Source organism: Pseudomonas sp. FSL W5-0203 (assembly GCF_001896155.1).
GTDB lineage: Bacteria > Pseudomonadota > Gammaproteobacteria > Pseudomonadales > Pseudomonadaceae > Aquipseudomonas > Aquipseudomonas paracarnis.
In genome coordinates, this window is the sequence record NZ_MPOR01000002.1 from 175,875 (window position 1) to 194,515 (window position 18,641).

The following is an 18,641-nucleotide window of genomic DNA, read 5'->3' on the forward strand; positions in this document are numbered from 1 at the left end:
TGTGAAACGCGCGATGTTGGTTTTCTTGTCATGACACTCCCGTCCGATCTGCCCCCCGAATTCACCCATAGCGGCGTGCGCCCGGCTGATCGTCTCGGTTTTACCCTGTTTCTCGCTGCGCTGATTCACCTCGCCCTGCTCCTGGGCGTGGGGTTCACCCTGGTGGAACCCAAGCAGATCACCAAGACCCTGGAAATCACACTTGCTACGTTCAAGAGCGAAAAGAAGCCCGAAAAGGCTGACTTTCTCGCCCAGGAAAACCAGCAAGGCAGCGGCACCCTCGACAAGAAAGCCGTGCCCAAGACCACCGAAGTGGCGCCCTTCCACGACAACCAGGTCAAGAAGGTCACCCCACCGCCGGCGCCAAAGCCCGAGGTCAAGCAGGCCACGCCCAAGGCTGCGGTAGCCACCGTCGCGCCCAAGCCGCAAAAAGCCCCGACCCAGCGCGAAAAGGCCAAGACCGAACCCAAGCCCGAGCCAGTGAAACCTGCGCCGACGTTCGACAGTTCGACGCTGTCCGACGAAATTTCCAGCCTCGAAGCCGAACTGGCCCATGAACAACAGCTGTATGCCAAGCGCCCGCGCATCTACCGCCTGAACGCGGCCTCGACCATGCGCGACAAAGGCGCCTGGTATAAGGACGAGTGGCGCAAGAAGGTCGAACGCATCGGCAACCTCAACTACCCGGACGAGGCACGGCGCCAGCAGATTTATGGCAACTTGCGCTTGCTGGTGTCGATCAACCGTGACGGCTCGCTGTATGAAGTGCAGGTGCTGGAGTCCTCCGGCCAGCCGCTGCTGGACCAGGCCGCGCAACGCATCGTGCGCCTGGCCGCGCCCTTTGCGCCGTTCAGCGGCGACTTGAACGACGTGGACCGCCTGGAAATCATCCGCACCTGGCGGTTCGCCAAGGGCGACCGGTTGTCCAGCAACTGATCGCACAGATCGTTCCCACGCTCCGCGTGGGAATGCCGCCATGGACGCTCTGCGTCTGCTCTTGGGACGCGGAGCGCCCCGGGATGCATTCCGACGCAAAGCATGGGAACGATCAGCGACCAGGCTCGCGCCCGCACTTGTCAGTTCGTCCCTCCAACGCCACACTAGCGGACATGAAAAACGTCAGCCCGACTTACCTCAAGCACCAATTCCTGATCGCCATGCCCCATATGGCCGACCCGAACTTTGCGCAGACCTTGACCTACATCGTCGAGCACACGGCCAATGGTGCCATGGGGTTGGTGGTCAACCGCCCGCAGGAGCTGAACCTGGCCGATATCCTTGAGCAACTGCGCCCGGAAATCGACCCGCCAGCGCGCTGCCAGGGCGTACCGATCTACTTCGGCGGGCCGGTGCAGACCGATCGCGGTTTTGTACTGCACCCCACCGGGCCGACGTTCCAGGCCACGGTAGACCTTGATGGGGTGTCACTGTCCACATCCCAGGATGTGCTGTTCGCCATCGCCGACGGCATCGGCCCCGAGCAGAGTGTGATCACCCTGGGCTACGCCGGTTGGGAAGCCGGGCAACTGGAGGCCGAACTGGCCAGCAATGCCTGGCTGACCTGCCCGTTCGACGCTGATATTTTGTTCAACACCGCCAGCGAATTGCGCCTGGAAGCGGCAGCAGCCAAGCTGCGGGTCAACCTCAGCCTGCTGACCAGCCAGGCGGGGCACGCCTGATGGCTTTGCGTCTGATCCTCGGTTTTGACTACGGCACCAAACAGATCGGCGTAGCGGTTGGCCAGGTCATCACCGGCCAGGCCCGCGAGCTGTGCACCCTCAAGGCCCAGAATGGCGTGCCGGACTGGAACCAGGTCGAAGCCCTGATTAAAGAGTGGAAGCCTGACGCGGTGGTGGTCGGCCTGCCCCTGAACATGGATGGCACCCCCAGTGACATGTGCCTGCGCGCCGAGAAGTTCGCGCGCCGCCTCAATGGCCGCTACAACCTGCCGTTCTATACCCACGACGAACGCCTCACCACCTTCGAAGCCAAGGGAGAGCGCCGCGACCGTGGCGGGCAAAAGGGCAGTTACCGCGACAACCCGGTAGACGCTATCGCCGCGGCCTTGCTGTTGCAGGGCTGGCTGGATGAAAACACCGCTTTATTTGAATCCTGACCCGCCGCGATCCTGTGGGAGCGGGCTTGCCCGCGAAGAACGTTAACGATACCGCGCGAAGACTGGATGAACGCGGTGCCCATGAGTTTTTCGCGAGCAAGCTCGCTCCTACACACTTGATAAGGAGCCACCATGAGCTTGCCGAACCCTGCCGAACTGATCAGCCAGATGGCGATACGCCTCAAGGCGCACCTGGAACACCGTGCCATCAGCGAACCGCGTTTTATCGGCATACGCACCGGTGGCGTGTGGGTAGCCCAGGCATTGCTGGAAGCACTGGGCAGCGATTCGCCTCTGGGCACCCTGGACGTGTCCTTCTACCGCGACGACTTCAGCCAGAACGGCCTGCATCCACAAGTGCGCCCATCGGCCCTGCCCTTCGAGATCGAAGGCCAGCACCTGGTATTGATCGACGACGTGCTGATGAGCGGCCGCACCATCCGCGCCGCCATGAACGAATTGTTCGACTATGGCCGCCCTGCCAGCGTGACCCTGGTGTGCCTGCTGGACCTGGATGCTGGCGAACTGCCGATCAGCCCGGACGTCGTGGGTGCAACCCTGTCGCTTGCACCCCAGCAGCGGGTAAAATTGTCCGGTCCTACGCCGCTCGAACTCGAACTGCAAGACCTTGCCCTTTAAACCGCCTTGTAAAGAGTCCCCGCGATGACGCCTCTAGATGCCAAGCGCCCGCTGCAGCTCAATGCTCAGGGCCAGTTGCAACACTTCTTGTCCCTCGACGGTTTGCCCCGCGAACTGCTCACCGAAATCCTCGACACCGCCGACTCGTTCCTGGAAGTCGGTGGCCGGGCAGTGAAGAAAGTCCCGCTGTTGCGCGGCAAAACCATCTGCAACGTGTTCTTCGAGAACTCCACCCGCACCCGCACCACCTTTGAACTGGCGGCCCAGCGGCTGTCGGCCGATGTGATCACGCTGAACGTGTCCACCTCGTCGGCGAGCAAGGGCGAAACCCTGCTCGATACCTTGCGCAACCTGGAAGCCATGGCCGCCGACATGTTCGTGGTACGCCACGGCGACTCCGGCGCTGCGCATTTCATCGCCGAGCATGTGTGCCCGAACGTGGCGATCATCAATGGCGGCGACGGCCGTCACGCGCACCCGACCCAGGGCATGCTCGACATGCTCACCATTCGTCGGCACAAGGGCAGCTTTGAAAACCTCTCGGTAGCCATCGTCGGCGACATCCTGCATTCGCGGGTGGCACGTTCGAACATGCTGGCTCTCAAGGCCCTGGGTTGCCCGGATATCCGCGTGATCGCGCCCAAGACCCTATTGCCCATCGGCATCGAACAGTATGGCGTGAAGGTCTACACCGACATGGCCGAAGGCCTCAAGGATGTGGACGTGGTGATCATGCTGCGCCTGCAACGCGAGCGCATGGCCGGGGGCTTGTTGCCCAGCGAAGGTGAGTTCTACCGCCTGTTCGGCCTGACCACCGCACGCCTGGCCAAGGCCAAGCCGGATGCCATCGTGATGCACCCGGGGCCAATCAACCGCGGCGTGGAAATTGAGTCGGCGGTGGCCGACGGCCCACAATCGGTGATTCTCAACCAAGTGACCTACGGCATCGCCGTGCGCATGGCCGTGCTGTCCATGGCCATGAGCGGACAAACCGCGCAACGTCAATTCGAGCAGGAGCAGGCCCAGTGAAGCTCAGCATTCTCGGCGCCCGAGTCATCGACCCGGCCAGCGGCCTGGACCAAGTTACCGATCTACACCTGGACGCCGGCAAGATCGTCGCCATCGGCGCCGCCCCCGCCGGCTTCAACGCCGGCCAGAGCATTGACGCCAAGGGCCTGGTGGCCGCACCTGGGCTGGTGGACTTGAATGTCGCCCTGCGTGAACCGGGCTACAGTCGCAAAGGCAACATCGCCAGCGAAACCCAGGCCGCGGCAGCCGGTGGCGTGACCAGCCTGTGTTGCCCGCCCAATACCAAGCCGGTACTGGACACTTCTGCTGTGACCGAGCTGATCCTCGACCGCGCCCGCGAAGCCGGCAATTGCAAAGTGTTTCCCATTGGCGCCTTGAGCAAGGGCCTGGATGGCGAACAACTCGCCGAATTGATCGCCCTGCGTGACGCCGGTTGCGTGGCCTTCGGCAATGGCCTGGAAAGCTTTCGCAGCACGCGCACCTTGTGCCGCGCCCTGGAATACGCGGCCACGTTCGACTTGACGGTGATCTTCCATTCCCAAGACCGCGACCTGGCCGAAGGCGGCCTGGCCCATGAAGGCGCAGTGGCGAGCTTCCTCGGCCTGCCGGGCATTCCGGAAACCGCAGAAACCGTGGCCCTCGCCCGTGACCTGTTGCTGGTGGAACAAAGCGGCGTGCGTGCGCATTTCAGCCAGTTGACCAGCGCCCGGGGCGTGGCTCTGATCGCCCAGGCCCAGGCCCGTGGCTTGCGGGTAACTGCGGATGTCGCCCTGTACCAGCTGATCCTGACGGATGAGGCGCTGATCGACTTCTCCAGCCTTTACCACGTACAGCCCCCGCTGCGCACCAAGGCAGACCGTGACGGTTTGCGTGCGGCGGTGAAGTCGGGTGTGGTGTCGGCGATTTCCAGCCATCACCAACCTCACGAGCGAGACGCCAAGCTGGCACCGTTTGGCGCGACCGAGCCGGGCATCAGCAGCGTGGAGTTGTTGCTGCCATTGGCGATGACGCTGGTGGAAGACGGCTTGCTGGACTTGCCGACACTACTGTCGCGCCTGAGCGCCGGCCCGGCCGAGGCCCTGCGCTTGCCAGCGGGCCAGTTGGCGGTGGGTTCACCGGCGGACCTGGTGCTGTTCGACCTGGCAAGCTCGACGGTGGCTGGTGAGCGTTGGTTGTCCAAGGGCGAAAACTGCCCGTTCATCGGCCACAGCCTGCCAGCGACGGTGCGGTACACCTTGATGGATGGGCGGATCAGCTACCAGGCTTGACGCGCAAGCTCGTTCCCACGCTCTGCGTGGGAACGATCAGTGCTCAGCGCCCGCTGTTGCGCTCGGCATTGCGGATCGAGATCTGCGTGTTCAGCGTCCAGAAGTCATACAGCACCCCAACCAAGAACAAACCACCGGTCAGCAGGTAGATCAGGCCGGTGATCCATTTGCCCTGATACATACGGTGCACACCAAACACCCCCAGGAACGCCAACAGAATCCAGGCCACGTTGTATTCAATGGGCCCAGCGGTAAAACGCAGGTCGGCTTCACGGTCCATGGCCGGGATCAGGAACAAGTCGATCAGCCAGCCAATACCCAGCAAGCCGAAGGTGAAAAACCAGATCGTACCGGTCACCGGCTTGCCGTAATAGAAGCGATGAGCCCCGGTAAAACCGAAAATCCACAGTAGGTAACCAATCGCCTTACTGTGGGTGTCGTGCTGCTGACCAACCTGTTGATAGGTGTTCATGAAGGACCTCTTTTGCGTCGATAGATAAATTTTTTCATTTTCTTTGTGACTTTTTTACGGGCGCCCGACGTACGGTAAATGGTATCTTCCTGCCCTCAAAGCCTTGTACCGCCTGCCTTGTGTAGGACAATTGCGGCGAATCGTCGCGTTTTTCCTGAATTTGACCCCAAGGTTCAGTCGACAAACGGCCTGAGAACAGCACAAAAAGCTGTTATAAAGTTGCGCGCAAACCCATAAGAGCCACGCCTAATGCGACCATTTTTCAAGACATGGCTAACCATTTGCCTATTAATGCCACTGGCCGCCCACGCCACCAATCGTGAGCAACGACTTCCGAACGTTAACGGTTTCACCCCTAAAGTCCATAGCACGCCCAGCACTGCCAAAGCGGCAAAGCCGACCGTCAGCCGCCCGACTCAACTGAGCAAGGCCCACGGCAAAGTGCTTTCCACCCAGCTGGCCGTGAACACCAAGCAAAGCAGCAACGTCTTGAGCCGTGCCGTCAACGTGCTCGGTACACCTTATCGTTGGGGCGGCAGCAGCCCAAGTAAAGGGTTCGACTGCAGCGGGCTGGTGAAATATGCATTTAACGATGTAAAAGCGGTGGACCTGCCACGCACCTCCAACGCCATGGCGGCCGGCCATGGGTTGAAGGTTGACCGCAAAGACCTGAAGCCGGGCGATCTGTTGTTCTTCAAGTTGAAGAGCCGCCAGGTGAACCACGTTGCCATCTACCTGGGCAATGACCGCTTTATTCACGCACCGCGCCGTGGCAAGTCGGTGAGCATCGACACGCTGAAAAAGCCGTTCTGGGACAAGAACTACGTGATTGCCAAGCGGGTACTGCCTAAAGAGCAGAACAGCAACCTGCGGATCGTGCAGCGCTAAGCCAGGCACCACTGAAGCTCCCCCTTTGAAATGCAATCAAATGTGGGAGCTGGCTTGCCTGCGATGACGGTGTGTCAGTTGGCAGAGAGAGTGCCTGACAGTCCGCTATCGCAGGCAAGCCAGCTCCCACATTGTGTATCTGTGCGTTTTAGATATCTGCCGGCACCCTCGCCTTCTCCCGCGCCTCTTCCCGACTGACCAGGCCCGCGCCCACCAACGCCTTCAAACTCATATCCAGGGTCTTCATCCCCAACGCCCCACCGGTCTGAATTGCCGAAACCATCTGCGCCACCTTGTCCTCACGGATCAAGTTACGAATCGCCGGCGTACCCAGCATGATTTCATGGGCGGCCACACGCCCACCGCCCACCTTCTTCACCAACACCTGAGAGACCACCGCCTGCAACGACTCCGACAGCATCGAGCGGACCATGGCCTTTTCCCCGGCCGGGAAGACGTCCACCAGCCGGTCTATCGTCTTTGCCGCCGACGAGGTGTGCAGAGTGCCGAACACCAGGTGCCCGGTCTCTGCCGCCGTCAGCGCAAGGCGGATGGTTTCCAGATCGCGCAATTCACCCACCAGGATCACATCCGGGTCTTCTCGCAGGGCTGAACGCAGGGCCACCGAGAAACTGTGGGTGTCACGATGCACCTGGCGCTGGTTGACCAGCGCCAGTTTCGGCCTGTGGATAAACTCGATGGGGTCTTCCAGCGTGAGGATATGCTGGCGTCGATGCCGGTTGAGGTCGTCGATCATCGCCGCCAGGGTCGTGGACTTGCCCGAGCCGGTGGGCCCGGTCACGAGCACCAGGCCGCGAGGAAGGCGGGCGATACGCTGGAACACCTCGCCCAATCCCAGCGCCTCCAGGCTCTGGACCTCAGTCGCAATAGCCCGGAACACTGCACCCACGCCGCGATCCTGGCGGAACACGTTCGCCCGGAACCGGGCGACGCCTGGCAATTCGAAGGCAAAATCCGTTTCAAGAGATGTTTCGAAATCCTTTTGTTGATGTTTATTCAGCAACGGGCTCAATAAGTCGACCACTTGGGTAGCGTCCAGCGCTGGCCCATCCAGCGGCCAAACCTCGCCATCAATGCGCAGCATCGGTGCCAGGCCAGCTGACAGATGCAGGTCTGAGGCGCCTCGGCTTACGCTGGCCGTCAGCAATTGCGTGATATCCATAGGGCTTTCCATTTCCAGTAGAATGCCGCGGACTCCATATCCACGGGCGCATCTTGAATGTCGACGATAGCAGACAACATCGGCCTGGTTAGCCAGCGCATCCGCGCCGCAGCCGACGCCGTGCAACGTGACGCAAGCAGCATCCACCTGCTGGCCGTGAGCAAGACCAAACCCGCGCAGGCAGTGCGCGAAGCCTATGCCGCCGGGCTGCGCGACTTTGGCGAAAACTACCTGCAGGAAGCCCTGGGCAAACAGGCGGATTTAACCGACCTGCCCTTGAGTTGGCACTTCATCGGCCCCATTCAATCGAACAAGACTCGCGCTATCGCCGAGCACTTCGCTTGGGTGCATTCCGTGGACCGCCTGAAAATCGCACAACGCCTGTCCGAACAACGCCCGGCCGACCTGCCGCCGCTCAATATCTGCATTCAGGTCAATGTCAGTGGCGAAGCCAGCAAGTCCGGCTGCACACCCGCCGACCTGCCGGCTCTGGCCACGGCGATCAGCGCCCTGCCGCGCTTGAAGCTGCGGGGCTTGATGGCGATTCCCGAGCCGACTGAAGATCGGGCAGAGCAGGATGCGGCGTTTGCCACGGTGCGCGACCTGCAAGCCAGCTTGAACCTGGCGCTGGACACACTTTCCATGGGCATGAGCCACGACCTTGAGTCGGCCATTGCCCAAGGCGCCACCTGGGTGCGGATCGGTACCGCGCTGTTTGGCGCCCGCGACTACGGCCAGCCGTGAAATGGCTGACATCCCTCGAAAATAAGGACCTGTCATGAGCAACACGCGTATTGCCTTTATCGGCGCCGGTAACATGGCGGCCAGCCTGATCGGTGGCCTGCGGGCCAAGGGCCTGGACGCCGAGCAGATCCGCGCCAGCGACCCGGGCGCCGAGACCCGCGAGCGCGTCAGCGCCGAACACGGCATCCAGACCTTCGCTGATAATGCCGAGGCCATCCACGGCGTCGATGTGATCGTGCTGGCGGTCAAGCCCCAGGCCATGAAGGCTGTGTGCGAGAGCCTGCGCCCGAGTCTGCAACCTCACCAATTGGTGGTGTCGATTGCCGCTGGCATCACCTGCGCCAGCATGACCAACTGGCTCGGCGCCCAGCCCATCGTGCGCTGCATGCCCAACACCCCGGCGCTGCTGCGCCAGGGCGTCAGCGGTTTGTATGCCACCGGCGAAGTCACCGCGCAGCAACGTGACCAGGCCCAGGAACTGCTGTCTGCGGTGGGCCTCGCCGTGTGGCTGGAGCAGGAACAGCAACTGGATGCGGTTACCGCCGTTTCCGGTAGTGGCCCGGCCTACTTCTTCCTGCTGATCGAGGCCATGACCGCCGCCGGTGTCAAGCTGGGCCTGCCCCACGACGTGGCCGAGCAACTGGCGGAGCAAACCGCCCTGGGCGCCGCGAAAATGGCGGTCGGCAGCGAGGTGGATGCCGCCGAACTGCGCCGTCGCGTCACCTCGCCCGGTGGCACCACACAAGCGGCTATCGAGTCGTTCGAGGCCGGGGGCTTTGAAGCCCTGGTGGAAACAGCACTGGGTGCCGCCGCACATCGTTCAGCCGAGATGGCTGAGCAACTGGGCAAATAGTCGTCCCTTACCAAGGTAATCAAACATGCTCGGAATCAATGACGCTGCCATTTTCATCATCCAGACCCTGGGCAGCTTGTACCTGCTGATCGTGCTGATGCGCTTTATCCTGCAACTGGTGCGTGCAAACTTCTACAACCCGCTGTGCCAGTTCGTGGTGAAGGCCACCCAACCACTGCTCAAGCCGCTGCGCCGAGTGATCCCGAGCCTGTTCGGCCTGGACATGTCGTCGCTGGTGCTGGCGTTGCTGCTGCAAATCCTGCTGTTCGTGGTGATCCTGATGCTCAATGGCTACCAGGCCTTCACCGTCCTGCTGTTGCCATGGGGCCTGATCGGGATTTTCTCGCTGTTCCTGAAGATCATTTTCTGGTCGATGATCATCAGCGTGATCCTCTCCTGGGTCGCACCGGGCAGCCGTAGCCCAGGTGCCGAATTGGTGGCTCAGATCACCGAGCCCGTGCTGGCACCCTTCCGTCGCCTGATTCCGAACCTGGGTGGCCTGGATATCTCGCCGATCTTCGCGTTTATCGTGATTCAGTTGCTGCAAAGCTGGGTGATTCCGCGCCTGGCCTACTTTGCTTACATGCCAAAAGAGTTGTTTGGCCTGATCTGAATGCCGTAGCCCCTATGGGAGTTGGCTTGTGTGGGAGCTGGCTTGTCTGCGATAGCATGGCTTGTGCTGATCATTCCCACGCTCTGCGTGGGAATGCAGCCCGTGACGCTCCGCGTCACCAGGGCAGGACGCAGAGCGTCCCAAGAGGCATTCCCACGCGGAGCGTGGGAACGATCACGCTAACCCCCGACCATTGCTTGCCGCTAGGGTCCCCGCTCTTTAGACTTACGCCTCATTTAAACGAGAGCAGGGTCGATGCCAGCTGCCTTCCCCCCCGATTCTGTTGGACTGGTCGTGCCACAAGTGGCGCATTTCAGCGAACCCCTGGCCCTGGCCTGCGGCCGTTCGTTGCCAGCCTACGACCTGATCTACGAAACCTATGGCCAACTGAACGCCACGGCGAGCAACGCCGTGCTGATCTGCCATGCCTTATCCGGCCATCATCACGCCGCCGGCTTCCATAGCGTTGACGACCGCAAGCCCGGCTGGTGGGACAGTTGCATCGGCCCCGGCAAGCCCATCGACACCAATAAGTTCTTTGTGGTCAGCCTGAACAACCTCGGCGGCTGCAACGGCTCCACCGGCCCCAGCAGCCTCAACCCGGAAACTGGCAAACCGTTCGGCGCCGACTTCCCAGTGCTGACCGTGGAAGACTGGGTGCACAGCCAGGCACGCCTGGCCGACCTGCTGGGCATCAGCCAGTGGGCCGCCGTGATTGGCGGCAGCCTGGGCGGCATGCAGGCCCTGCAATGGACCATCACCTATCCGGACCGCGTGCGTCATTGCCTGGCCATCGCCTCGGCGCCCAAGTTGTCGGCGCAGAACATCGCCTTCAACGAAGTGGCGCGCCAGGCGATCCTCACCGACCCCGAGTTCCACGGCGGTTCGTTCCAGGAAGCGGGCGTGATCCCCAAGCGCGGCCTGATGCTGGCGCGGATGGTCGGCCACATTACCTACCTGTCCGACGATTCCATGGGCGAGAAATTCGGCCGAGGCCTCAAGAGCGAGAAGCTCAACTACGACTTCCACAGCGTCGAGTTCCAGGTGGAAAGCTACCTGCGTTATCAGGGCGAGGAATTCTCAGGGCGCTTTGACGCCAACACCTACCTACTGATGACCAAGGCTCTGGACTACTTCGACCCGGCCGCCAACCACGATGACGACCTGGCAAAAACCTTCGAGCACGCCACGGCCAAGTTCTGCGTGATGTCGTTCACCACCGACTGGCGCTTTTCGCCGGCACGCTCCCGCGAACTGGTGGATGCCCTGATGGCCGCCAAGAAAGACGTCTGCTACCTGGAGATCGATGCACCGCAAGGCCACGACGCCTTCCTGATTCCGATCCCGCGTTACCTGCAGGCCTTTAGCAACTACATGAACCGAATCGCACTGTGAGAACGCCATGAGAGCCGACCTGGAAATCATCCAAGACTGGATCCCCGCCGGCAGCCGCGTGCTCGACCTGGGCTGTGGCGATGGCGAATTGCTGAGCTGGCTGCGCGACCACAAGCAAGTCACCGGCTACGGCCTGGAAAACGACCCGGACAACATCGCCCAGTGCGTGGCCAAGGGCATCAACGTGATCGAGCAGGACCTGGACAAGGGCCTGGGCAACTTTGCCAGCAACAGCTTCGATATCGTGGTGATGACCCAAGCCCTGCAAGCGGTGCACTACCCGGACCGCATCCTCGACGAAATGCTGCGCGTGGGCCGCCAATGCATCATCACCTTTCCCAACTTTGGCCACTGGCGCTGCCGCTGGTACCTGGCCACCAAGGGGCGCATGCCGGTCTCCGACTTCCTGCCGTACACCTGGTACAACACGCCGAACATCCACTTCTGCACCTTCGAAGACTTCGAAGCCCTGTGTGGCGAGCGTGAAGCCAAGGTGATCAACCGCCTTGCCGTCGATCAACAGCACCGCCACGGCTGGGCGAGTAAGCTATGGCCCAACCTGTTGGGCGAAATTGGTATCTACCGGGTCAGCAGCCCTGGCCTGACCGACCACAAAGTTGCCGTCTAATCATCTTCAAGAGGGACGTTCATGAGTCGTTTGGCTATTTTTCTATTGACCGCATGCCTGGGCGCCAGCGCCATGGCCGCCGACGCTATCGACGCTAATCGCAAAAAAGACTTCGGCGATATCACCGTTCATTACAACACCTTCACTTCAAGCTTCCTGCCCGCTGAGACCGCCCAAAAAGTCGGTGTGGTGCGCAGCAAGGAGAAGGGGTTGATCAACGTGACCGTGATCAAGGGCGTAAGCCCGGTGGCCGCGCAAGTCACTGGCACGGTCAAGGATTTGGGCGGCAAGAGCGAGATCCTGACGTTCAAGCAGATCGAAGAGAAAAGCGGCATCAGCTACCTCGCGCCCTACTCGGTGACCCAGCGGGAATACAAGACGTTTACCATCAACGTTGAAACCGGCGGCAAGGCCCACGGTTTCCAATTCAACCAAGAACTGTTCCCGGCCGAATGATGAACCTTACCCAACTCGTACTCGCCAGCCACAACGCCGGCAAACTCAAAGAACTGCAAGCCATGCTCGGTGAGTCTGTGCACCTGCGTTCGATTGGCGAGTTCAGCCAGGTCGAACCGGAAGAGACCGGCCTGTCGTTCGTCGAGAATGCCATCCTCAAGGCCCGCAATGCTGCGCGTATCTCTGGCCTGCCGGCCCTAGCGGATGATTCGGGCCTGGCCGTGGACTTCCTCGGCGGCGCCCCTGGCATCTACTCCGCCCGTTACGCCGACGGCAAGGGCGACGCAGCCAACAACGCCAAGCTGCTCGACGCCCTCAAGGACGTGCCGGAGGCCGAGCGTGGTGCGCAGTTCGTCTGCGTGCTGGCCCTGGTGCGGCATGCCGATGACCCGTTGCCGATTCTGTGCGAAGGCCTGTGGCCCGGGCGCATCCTGCAAGCCGCCAGCGGTGAGCATGGGTTTGGCTATGACCCGCTGTTCTGGGTGCCGGAGCGCAATGTCTCCAGCGCCGAACTGAGCCCGGCCGACAAGAACCAGATCAGCCACCGCGCCCGCGCCATGGCGTTGCTGCGCCAGCGCCTGGGCTTGAAATGACCCAGAACACCTCTGCGCAGCCGCTGATCCACGGTGGCGCGCAAACACCACGGGCGGCCCTGCCCCATCTGCCGCCCCTGGCGCTGTACATCCATATCCCGTGGTGCGTGCGCAAATGCCCGTATTGCGACTTCAACTCCCACACCGCCAGCAAAGTGCTGCCGGAAGAAGAGTACGTGGACGCCCTGCTGGCCGACCTGGACCAAGACCTGCACGCCGTGTATGGCCGTAAACTGAGTTCGATCTTCTTTGGCGGCGGCACGCCCAGCCTGTTCAGCGCTGCTGCACTGGGCCGCCTGCTCAAGGGCGTTCAAACGCGTATCCCGTTTACCGACGATATCGAGATCACCCTGGAAGCCAACCCCGGTACGTTCGAACAAGAGAAGTTCGTGGCGTACCGCAAACTGGGGATCAATCGCCTGTCCATCGGCATCCAGAGCTTCCAGCAAGAGAAGCTCGAAGCCCTGGGCCGCATCCACAATGGCGATGAAGCCGTGCGCGCAGCCGGCATGGCGCGCCAGGCCGGGTTCGACAACTTCAACCTGGACTTGATGCACGGCCTGCCCAACCAGTCCCTGGAGGACGCCTTGGGCGACCTGCGCCAGGCCATTGCACTCAAGCCGACGCACCTGTCCTGGTACCAACTGACCCTGGAACCCAACACCGTGTTCTGGAACCAGCCACCCGCGCTGCCGGAAGACGACACGCTGTGGGATATCCAGGAAGCCGGCCAGGCACTGCTCGCCGAACACGGTTACGCACAATATGAAGTCTCGGCCTACGCCCAACCGGGGCGGCCGGCGCGGCATAACGTCAATTACTGGAGCTTTGGCGACTTTATCGGCATAGGCGCCGGCGCCCACGGCAAGCTCAGCCACCCGGACGGGCGCATCATCCGCACCTGGAAAACCCGTGCACCGAAGGACTACCTCAACCCGGCCAAAAGCTTCCAGGCCGGCGCGAAAGAACTGACCAACGATGAACTGCCGTTCGAGTTCCTGATGAACGCGCTGCGCCTCACCGAAGGGGTTGATGCCAACCTCTACGCCGAGCGCACCGGCCTTGACCTGGCGAGCCTCGATGAAGGCCGCCGCGACGCAGAACAAAGTGGATTAATGCAGGTCGAACCGTCACGCCTGGCGGCCACCGACCGCGGGCAACTCTTTCTCAATGACCTGTTGCAGAAGTTTTTGAGCTGATAGCTCTTAAGGAAATCGAATGGATCTGGTACTCGACCTGCTCGCCACCGTATCCCGCTGGAGCCGTAGCAACCTGTCGGAAATCTCGTTGGCCCTTGTGGGCTGTTTGCTGGTGCTGTTCGGCGCCGACATCAAGGGCTGGGTCGAAGCACGCCTGGGCAGCATCGCCGGCGCCTTGCGCGTACCCTTGATGGCCCTGCTGTGCCTGATCGGCAGTGGTGCGGCGTTGATCTACGCTACGCCGTGGATTGTGCGGGGATTGAGCCAGTTCAATAACTACAGCCTGGCGCCGGTGTTGATCGTGGTGCTGGTGTTGATTGGCGTGGTAGCAGACCGCCGCTGACCCAGCAGGCACTACAAAACACATGTGGGAGCTGGCTTGCCTGCGATACAGACACTTCGGTGTATCAGTGATACCGAGGTGATGTTATCGCAGGCAAGCCAGCTCCCACATTTGATTGCGTTTCAAGCTGATGACTGTTTAAGCCAGCTTCTCGAACTTCAAATCCCACACCCCATGCCCCAACCGCTCGCCACGGCGTTCGAACTTGGTGATCGGCCGCTCGGCCGGGCGTGGCACGCATTTGCCGTCTTCGGCCAGGTTGCGGTAGCCGGGGGCGACGTTCATCACTTCCAGCATGTATTCCGCGTACGGTTCCCAGTCGGTGGCCATGTGCAGGATGCCGCCCACTTTCAGCTTGCTGCGCACCAGTTCCGCGAAGGACGCCTGGACGATGCGGCGCTTGTGGTGACGGGCCTTGTGCCAAGGGTCGGGGAAGAACAGCATCAGGCGGTCGAGGCTGTTGTCGGCGATGCAGCGGTTGAGCACTTCAATCGCATCGCAGTCGTAGACCCGCAGGTTTTTCAGGCCTTGGGTCAGCACACCGTTGAGCAGTGCGCCGACGCCTGGGCGGTGCACTTCCACACCGATGAAATCCTGCTCCGGCGCGGCTGCGGCCATTTCCAGCAGGGAATGGCCCATGCCGAAACCGATTTCCAGGGAGCGCGGGGCCGAACGGCCGAACACTTGGTCATAGTCCACCGGCGCATCGGCCAGGGGCAGTACGAACAGCGGCGTGCCCTGTTCCAGGCCCTTTTGCTGGCCTTCGGTCATGCGGCCGGCGCGCATCACAAAACTCTTGATGCGGCGGTGCTTGGACTCGTCGCCCTCTTCCACGGTGTTCGGCGTTTCGTTTGATTCAGTCATCAATAGCTCTTACTTGATCAGACCATCCAGCGGCGAAGAGGCGCTGGCATAGAGTTTTTTCGGCATGCGCCCGGCGAGGTAGGCCAGGCGGCCCGCGACGATGGCGTGGTTCATGGCTTGGGCCATCATGATTGGTTGCTGGGCATGGGCAATGGCCGAGTTCATCAGCACCGCGTCGCAGCCCAGTTCCATGGCGATGGTCGCGTCGGAGGCAGTGCCCACACCCGCATCCACCAATACCGGGATCTTGGCTTCTTCGAGGATGATCTGCAGGTTATACGGATTGCAGATGCCCAGGCCGGAACCGATCAGACCAGCCAGCGGCATCACCGCGATGCAGCCGATTTCTGCCAACTGACGGGCGATGATCGGGTCATCGCTGGTGTAGACCATCACGTCGAAGCCTTCCTTGACCAAGGTCTCGGCGGCCTTGAGGGTTTCGATCACATTGGGGAACAGGGTTTTCTGGTCGGCCAGCACTTCCAGCTTCACCAGGTTGTGGCCGTCGAGCAGCTCACGGGCCAGGCGGCAGGTGCGCACGGCTTCGATGGCGTCGTAGCAGCCAGCAGTGTTTGGCAAAAAGGTGTAGCGCTCCGGCGACAGCACTTCGAGCAAGTTCGGCTCGCCCTCGATCTGGCCGAGGTTGGTGCGGCGTACGGCGAAGGTGACGATCTCGGCACCCGAGGCTTCGATGGCCAGGCGGGTTTCTTCCATGTCGCGGTACTTGCCGGTGCCGACCAGCAGACGGGACTGGTAGGTACGACCGGCCAGGACGAAAGGCTTGTCGCTACGAACGATGCTCATGGGAAATCCTCTGGTTGGATGAGGTTCTGCAGAATGCGTGGCGGGCTAGCCGCCGCCGATGGCGTGGACCACTTCGATCTGGTCACCTTCGGTGAGCGCAGTCTCGGCGTGCTGGCTACGCGGAACGATATCCAGGTTGAGCTCCACTGCGACGCGACGCCCGGTCAGGTCCAGGCGGGTCAGCAGGGCCGCAACGGTTTCGCCGTCGGGCAGTTCAAAGGGTTCGCCGTTCAACTGAATGCGCATGCCACGGGCCGCCATCGTTTTTAGGGGCCCGCATTCTAGCGCGATTGGAACCTGAAGGTCAGCTCCAAGCGTCAAGCGGTCAAAGCTGCAAACGCCACGCCGCCAGGCCCAGGAAGAACCAGCCGAGCAGGAACGCCAGCCCGCCAAACGGCGTGATGATCCCCAGTTTACTGATGCCGGTCATCGTCAGCACATACAGGCTGCCCGAGAACAGCAGGATACCGACGGTAAACGAAATACCCGCCCAGGTGACCAACCGGCCCGGAATATGCGCCGCCAGCAAGGCCACGCCGAACAGTGCCAGGGCATGCACCAACTGGTAGGTCACGCCGGTATGGAAGATCGCCAGGTAGTCGGCGCTCAGGCGGTTTTTCAGGCCGTGGGCGGCGAAAGCGCCCAGCGCAACGCCGGTAAAGCCGAAAAAGGCAGCCAGCATCAGAAAGCTACGCAGCATGGGGAACTCCAGTCAGACTCATCGGGCAGGGTCTGTATAATGGCCCGCTCAACGGGTTCGGCCAAGCCATCTCTATGCTGCGTGTCCTCTTCAAACGCTTTCTCAACGTCGTGAAATGGTTTGCCATCGGTAGTGTGTTGCTGGTGCTGCTGTTTCGTGTGGTGCCGCCACCGTTCACTGCGCTGATGGTGGAGCGCAAGGTCGAGTCCTGGGTCGACGGTGAGCCTATCGACCTGCAACGCAGCTGGGTGCCGTGGGATGAAATCTCCGACGACCTTAAAGTGGCGGTGATGGCCGGTGAAGACCAGCGTTTCCCGCAACATTGGGGTTTTGATTTCGGCGCGATCCAGGCGGCGATCCTGCACAACGAGCGTGGCGGCTCGATTCGCGGCGCCAGCACCCTGAGCCAGCAGGTGTCGAAAAATCTGTTCCTGTGGGCCGGCCGCAGCTATTTGCGCAAAGGCCTGGAGGCGTGGTTTACCGGTTTGATCGAAGTGTTATGGCCCAAGCAGCGGATTCTTGAGGTGTACCTCAACAGTGTGGAATGGGATGAAGGCGTGTTTGGCGCAGAGGCGGCGGCGCGGCACCATTTTGGCGTAAGTGCCAAGGGGCTTTCGCGGCAGCAGGCCAGTTACCTGGCGGCGGTGTTGCCCAATCCACGGGTGTGGAGTGCCAGTCATCCGACCGCCTATGTGGCACGGCGAGCGGCGTGGATTCGCCAGCAGATGAGCCAGTTGGGTGGGGAGGGTTACCTGGTGGAGCTGCACAACTCTCGAAAGGCACCCTGGTCCGACTGACACAATACGAGACCTGTGGGAGCTGGCTTGCCTGCGATAGCGGTGGGTCAGTAACCCATGCTTCATCTGACACGGCCTCATCGCAGGCAAGCCAGCTCCCACATTAAACCGAGTTGTACTTGAGACTTTTCGAACACATACAAAAATGCCCCGATCTTTCGACCGGGGCATTTTTTGTTCGCTGCGTTTTAAGCGGCGATCGACAACTTCAGCTTGTTCATCGCGCTTTTCTCAAGCTGACGAATCCGTTCTGCCGACACGTTGTACTTTTGCGCCAGGTCGTGCAGCGTGGCTTTTTCTTCTGCCAGCCAACGCTGGTAGAGGATGTCACGGCTGCGGTCGTCCAGCACTTCCAGCGCTTCGTGCAGGTTGTGGTTGGAGTTGTCGCTCCAGTCGGCGTCCTCCAGTTGACGCGCCGGATCGTACCGGTGGTCTTCCAGATAGTTGGCCGGCGATTGGAAGGCGCTGTCGTCATCCGCTTCGGCGGCTGGGTCGAAGGCCATGTCATGGCCGGTCAGGCGGCTTTCCATCTCGCGCACTTCACGGGGCTCCACACCGAGGCTTTCGGCCACGCGGTGGACTTCTTCGTTGTTCAGCCACGCCAGGCGTTTTTTCTGGCTGCGCAGGTTGAAGAACAGCTTGCGCTGGGCCTTGGTGGTGGCCACTTTCACGATGCGCCAGTTGCGCAGGATGAACTCGTGGATTTCCGCCTTGATCCAGTGCACGGCAAACGACACCAGGCGCACGCCCATTTCAGGGTTGAAGCGCTTCACAGCCTTCATCAGGCCTACGTTGCCTTCCTGAATCAGGTCGGCCTGGGCCAGACCGTAACCGCTATAGCTACGGGCGATATGTACGACAAAACGCAGGTGGGCGAGCACCATCTGCCGAGCCGCCCCCAAATCCTGCTCATAGTAGAGACTCTCGGCCAGTTCACGCTCCTGCTCGGGCGTCAGCAATGGAATGCTGTTGACCGTGTGCACATAGGCTTCCAGGTTCGCACCCGGGACCAAGGCATAAGCAGGTTGCAAAGAAGTGGTCATACGAAAAAACCTCC

At 61.4% G+C, this 18,641-nt stretch carries 24 protein-coding genes; 17 read left to right on the forward strand and 7 right to left on the reverse strand.

Translation table 11 applies throughout. From position 1 onward, the window contains the following. The first annotated feature begins 30 nt into the window (after positions 1–30). From BOP96_RS03035 to BOP96_RS03060, 6 genes are all read left to right on the forward strand, one after another. A complete protein-coding gene (locus BOP96_RS03035) occupies positions 31–936 on the forward strand; it encodes an energy transducer TonB (protein ID WP_014720322.1) in 906 nt (301 codons plus the stop codon). A 173-nt stretch (positions 937–1,109) separates the two neighbouring features. Continuing rightward, complete coding sequence (locus BOP96_RS03040; RefSeq protein WP_019817750.1) at positions 1,110–1,679, forward strand: YqgE/AlgH family protein; 570 nt, start codon at positions 1,110–1,112, stop codon at positions 1,677–1,679. Next, entirely contained in the window at positions 1,679–2,116 is a 438-nt protein-coding gene (gene ruvX / locus BOP96_RS03045) for a Holliday junction resolvase RuvX (protein ID WP_003195067.1), read from the forward strand. Before BOP96_RS03040 ends, ruvX begins: the two co-directional genes overlap by 1 nt. A gap of 132 nt (positions 2,117–2,248) precedes the next feature. Continuing rightward, positions 2,249–2,755 (forward strand): bifunctional pyr operon transcriptional regulator/uracil phosphoribosyltransferase PyrR, encoded by a 507-nt coding sequence (pyrR, locus tag BOP96_RS03050; protein ID WP_019817751.1) that lies wholly within the window; start codon positions 2,249–2,251, stop codon positions 2,753–2,755. Positions 2,756–2,779: 24 nt separating this feature from the next. Continuing rightward, on the forward strand, positions 2,780–3,784 hold the full coding sequence (locus tag BOP96_RS03055; protein WP_014720325.1) for an aspartate carbamoyltransferase catalytic subunit: 1,005 nt from the start codon (positions 2,780–2,782) through the stop codon (positions 3,782–3,784). Then, complete coding sequence (locus BOP96_RS03060; protein WP_014720326.1) at positions 3,781–5,052, forward strand: dihydroorotase; 1,272 nt, start codon at positions 3,781–3,783, stop codon at positions 5,050–5,052. Before BOP96_RS03055 ends, BOP96_RS03060 begins: the two co-directional genes overlap by 4 nt. A gap of 43 nt (positions 5,053–5,095) precedes the next feature. Here the strand turns inward: BOP96_RS03060 and BOP96_RS03065 are convergent, their stop codons facing one another. Beyond that, positions 5,096–5,524 carry an NINE protein gene (locus BOP96_RS03065; RefSeq protein WP_003195076.1) on the reverse strand — a complete coding sequence of 143 codons (429 nt, stop codon included), beginning with the start codon at positions 5,522–5,524 and terminating at the stop codon, positions 5,096–5,098. 249 nt (positions 5,525–5,773) lie between these two features. Here BOP96_RS03065 and BOP96_RS03070 point away from each other — a divergent pair, with 249 nt between their 5' ends. Further along, a complete protein-coding gene (locus tag BOP96_RS03070; protein ID WP_003195078.1) occupies positions 5,774–6,412 on the forward strand; it encodes a C40 family peptidase in 639 nt (212 codons plus the stop codon). A gap of 148 nt (positions 6,413–6,560) precedes the next feature. Here the strand turns inward: BOP96_RS03070 and BOP96_RS03075 are convergent, their stop codons facing one another. Beyond that, positions 6,561–7,595 carry a type IV pilus twitching motility protein PilT gene (locus BOP96_RS03075; RefSeq protein ID WP_014720327.1) on the reverse strand — a complete coding sequence of 345 codons (1,035 nt, stop codon included), beginning with the start codon at positions 7,593–7,595 and terminating at the stop codon, positions 6,561–6,563. Positions 7,596–7,652: 57 nt separating this feature from the next. Between BOP96_RS03075 and BOP96_RS03080 the strand changes: the two genes are divergently transcribed. The 9 genes from BOP96_RS03080 (at position 7,653) to BOP96_RS03120 (ending at position 14,419) form a co-directional block, all read left to right on the forward strand. Then, positions 7,653–8,339, forward strand: coding sequence for a YggS family pyridoxal phosphate-dependent enzyme (locus BOP96_RS03080; RefSeq protein WP_014720328.1), 687 nt, complete (start codon positions 7,653–7,655; stop codon positions 8,337–8,339). A 34-nt stretch (positions 8,340–8,373) separates the two neighbouring features. After that, positions 8,374–9,192, forward strand: a complete 819-nt coding sequence (gene proC, locus BOP96_RS03085; RefSeq protein ID WP_073451799.1) for a pyrroline-5-carboxylate reductase — start codon at positions 8,374–8,376, stop codon at positions 9,190–9,192. 25 nt (positions 9,193–9,217) lie between these two features. Further along, positions 9,218–9,805 carry a YggT family protein gene (locus tag BOP96_RS03090; protein ID WP_003195087.1) on the forward strand — a complete coding sequence of 196 codons (588 nt, stop codon included), beginning with the start codon at positions 9,218–9,220 and terminating at the stop codon, positions 9,803–9,805. 255 nt (positions 9,806–10,060) lie between these two features. Beyond that, positions 10,061–11,200 carry a homoserine O-succinyltransferase MetX gene (metX, locus tag BOP96_RS03095; RefSeq protein WP_019817754.1) on the forward strand — a complete coding sequence of 380 codons (1,140 nt, stop codon included), beginning with the start codon at positions 10,061–10,063 and terminating at the stop codon, positions 11,198–11,200. 7 nt (positions 11,201–11,207) lie between these two features. Beyond that, complete coding sequence (gene metW, locus BOP96_RS03100) at positions 11,208–11,828, forward strand: methionine biosynthesis protein MetW (protein WP_003195091.1); 621 nt, start codon at positions 11,208–11,210, stop codon at positions 11,826–11,828. A 21-nt stretch (positions 11,829–11,849) separates the two neighbouring features. Further along, on the forward strand, positions 11,850–12,284 hold the full coding sequence (locus BOP96_RS03105; protein WP_014720331.1) for a DUF4426 domain-containing protein: 435 nt from the start codon (positions 11,850–11,852) through the stop codon (positions 12,282–12,284). Next, positions 12,281–12,877, forward strand: a complete 597-nt coding sequence (gene rdgB / locus BOP96_RS03110; protein WP_032872958.1) for an RdgB/HAM1 family non-canonical purine NTP pyrophosphatase — start codon at positions 12,281–12,283, stop codon at positions 12,875–12,877. The genes BOP96_RS03105 and rdgB overlap by 4 nt, the downstream gene beginning before the upstream one ends. Continuing rightward, positions 12,874–14,076, forward strand: a complete 1,203-nt coding sequence (hemW, locus tag BOP96_RS03115) for a radical SAM family heme chaperone HemW (RefSeq protein ID WP_019817756.1) — start codon at positions 12,874–12,876, stop codon at positions 14,074–14,076. The genes rdgB and hemW overlap by 4 nt, the downstream gene beginning before the upstream one ends. Positions 14,077–14,095: 19 nt before the next feature. Next, the gene (locus BOP96_RS03120; RefSeq protein WP_003195099.1) at positions 14,096–14,419 is read left to right on the forward strand and encodes a DUF3392 domain-containing protein; all 324 of its coding nucleotides are present in this window, start codon (positions 14,096–14,098) and stop codon (positions 14,417–14,419) included. Positions 14,420–14,557: 138 nt separating this feature from the next. On the opposite strand, the gene trmB is transcribed toward BOP96_RS03120, so the two are convergent. The 4 genes from trmB to BOP96_RS03140 all read right to left on the reverse strand — a co-directional run bounded on the left by trmB (position 14,558) and on the right by BOP96_RS03140 (position 16,787). Further along, positions 14,558–15,283 (reverse strand): tRNA (guanosine(46)-N7)-methyltransferase TrmB, encoded by a 726-nt coding sequence (gene trmB / locus BOP96_RS03125; protein ID WP_003195101.1) that lies wholly within the window; start codon positions 15,281–15,283, stop codon positions 14,558–14,560. 9 nt (positions 15,284–15,292) lie between these two features. After that, entirely contained in the window at positions 15,293–16,087 is a 795-nt protein-coding gene (locus BOP96_RS03130) for a thiazole synthase (RefSeq protein ID WP_014720334.1), read from the reverse strand. Positions 16,088–16,132: 45 nt separating this feature from the next. After that, positions 16,133–16,333, reverse strand: coding sequence for a sulfur carrier protein ThiS (thiS, locus tag BOP96_RS03135; protein WP_020301926.1), 201 nt, complete (start codon positions 16,331–16,333; stop codon positions 16,133–16,135). A 79-nt stretch (positions 16,334–16,412) separates the two neighbouring features. Continuing rightward, positions 16,413–16,787, reverse strand: a complete 375-nt coding sequence (locus tag BOP96_RS03140; protein ID WP_014720336.1) for a DUF423 domain-containing protein — start codon at positions 16,785–16,787, stop codon at positions 16,413–16,415. 74 nt (positions 16,788–16,861) lie between these two features. Between BOP96_RS03140 and mtgA the strand changes: the two genes are divergently transcribed. After that, positions 16,862–17,584 (forward strand): monofunctional biosynthetic peptidoglycan transglycosylase, encoded by a 723-nt coding sequence (gene mtgA / locus BOP96_RS03145; RefSeq protein WP_073451801.1) that lies wholly within the window; start codon positions 16,862–16,864, stop codon positions 17,582–17,584. A gap of 188 nt (positions 17,585–17,772) precedes the next feature. Here the strand turns inward: mtgA and rpoH are convergent, their stop codons facing one another. Further along, entirely contained in the window at positions 17,773–18,627 is an 855-nt protein-coding gene (rpoH, locus tag BOP96_RS03150) for an RNA polymerase sigma factor RpoH (RefSeq protein ID WP_003176698.1), read from the reverse strand. Positions 18,628–18,641 lie beyond the last annotated feature (14 nt).

What these genes read in the sequence shown, in the direction of transcription:
- BOP96_RS03035 (WP_014720322.1), top strand. Translation starts at nt 31, where the DNA reads ATGACACTCCCGTCCGATCTGCCCCCCGAATTCACCCATAGCGGCGTG.
- BOP96_RS03040 (WP_019817750.1), top strand. Translation starts at nt 1,110, where the DNA reads ATGAAAAACGTCAGCCCGACTTACCTCAAGCACCAATTCCTGATCGCC.
- ruvX (WP_003195067.1), top strand. Translation starts at nt 1,679, where the DNA reads ATGGCTTTGCGTCTGATCCTCGGTTTTGACTACGGCACCAAACAGATC.
- pyrR (WP_019817751.1), top strand. Translation starts at nt 2,249, where the DNA reads ATGAGCTTGCCGAACCCTGCCGAACTGATCAGCCAGATGGCGATACGC.
- BOP96_RS03055 (WP_014720325.1), top strand. Translation starts at nt 2,780, where the DNA reads ATGACGCCTCTAGATGCCAAGCGCCCGCTGCAGCTCAATGCTCAGGGC.
- BOP96_RS03065 (WP_003195076.1), bottom strand. Translation starts at nt 5,524, where the DNA reads ATGAACACCTATCAACAGGTTGGTCAGCAGCACGACACCCACAGTAAG.
- BOP96_RS03070 (WP_003195078.1), top strand. Translation starts at nt 5,774, where the DNA reads ATGCGACCATTTTTCAAGACATGGCTAACCATTTGCCTATTAATGCCA.
- BOP96_RS03075 (WP_014720327.1), bottom strand. Translation starts at nt 7,595, where the DNA reads ATGGATATCACGCAATTGCTGACGGCCAGCGTAAGCCGAGGCGCCTCA.
- BOP96_RS03080 (WP_014720328.1), top strand. Translation starts at nt 7,653, where the DNA reads ATGTCGACGATAGCAGACAACATCGGCCTGGTTAGCCAGCGCATCCGC.
- proC (WP_073451799.1), top strand. Translation starts at nt 8,374, where the DNA reads ATGAGCAACACGCGTATTGCCTTTATCGGCGCCGGTAACATGGCGGCC.
- BOP96_RS03090 (WP_003195087.1), top strand. Translation starts at nt 9,218, where the DNA reads ATGCTCGGAATCAATGACGCTGCCATTTTCATCATCCAGACCCTGGGC.
- metX (WP_019817754.1), top strand. Translation starts at nt 10,061, where the DNA reads ATGCCAGCTGCCTTCCCCCCCGATTCTGTTGGACTGGTCGTGCCACAA.
- metW (WP_003195091.1), top strand. Translation starts at nt 11,208, where the DNA reads ATGAGAGCCGACCTGGAAATCATCCAAGACTGGATCCCCGCCGGCAGC.
- BOP96_RS03105 (WP_014720331.1), top strand. Translation starts at nt 11,850, where the DNA reads ATGAGTCGTTTGGCTATTTTTCTATTGACCGCATGCCTGGGCGCCAGC.
- rdgB (WP_032872958.1), top strand. Translation starts at nt 12,281, where the DNA reads ATGATGAACCTTACCCAACTCGTACTCGCCAGCCACAACGCCGGCAAA.
- hemW (WP_019817756.1), top strand. Translation starts at nt 12,874, where the DNA reads ATGACCCAGAACACCTCTGCGCAGCCGCTGATCCACGGTGGCGCGCAA.
- BOP96_RS03120 (WP_003195099.1), top strand. Translation starts at nt 14,096, where the DNA reads ATGGATCTGGTACTCGACCTGCTCGCCACCGTATCCCGCTGGAGCCGT.
- trmB (WP_003195101.1), bottom strand. Translation starts at nt 15,283, where the DNA reads ATGACTGAATCAAACGAAACGCCGAACACCGTGGAAGAGGGCGACGAG.
- BOP96_RS03130 (WP_014720334.1), bottom strand. Translation starts at nt 16,087, where the DNA reads ATGAGCATCGTTCGTAGCGACAAGCCTTTCGTCCTGGCCGGTCGTACC.
- thiS (WP_020301926.1), bottom strand. Translation starts at nt 16,333, where the DNA reads ATGCGCATTCAGTTGAACGGCGAACCCTTTGAACTGCCCGACGGCGAA.
- BOP96_RS03140 (WP_014720336.1), bottom strand. Translation starts at nt 16,787, where the DNA reads ATGCTGCGTAGCTTTCTGATGCTGGCTGCCTTTTTCGGCTTTACCGGC.
- mtgA (WP_073451801.1), top strand. Translation starts at nt 16,862, where the DNA reads ATGCTGCGTGTCCTCTTCAAACGCTTTCTCAACGTCGTGAAATGGTTT.
- rpoH (WP_003176698.1), bottom strand. Translation starts at nt 18,627, where the DNA reads ATGACCACTTCTTTGCAACCTGCTTATGCCTTGGTCCCGGGTGCGAAC.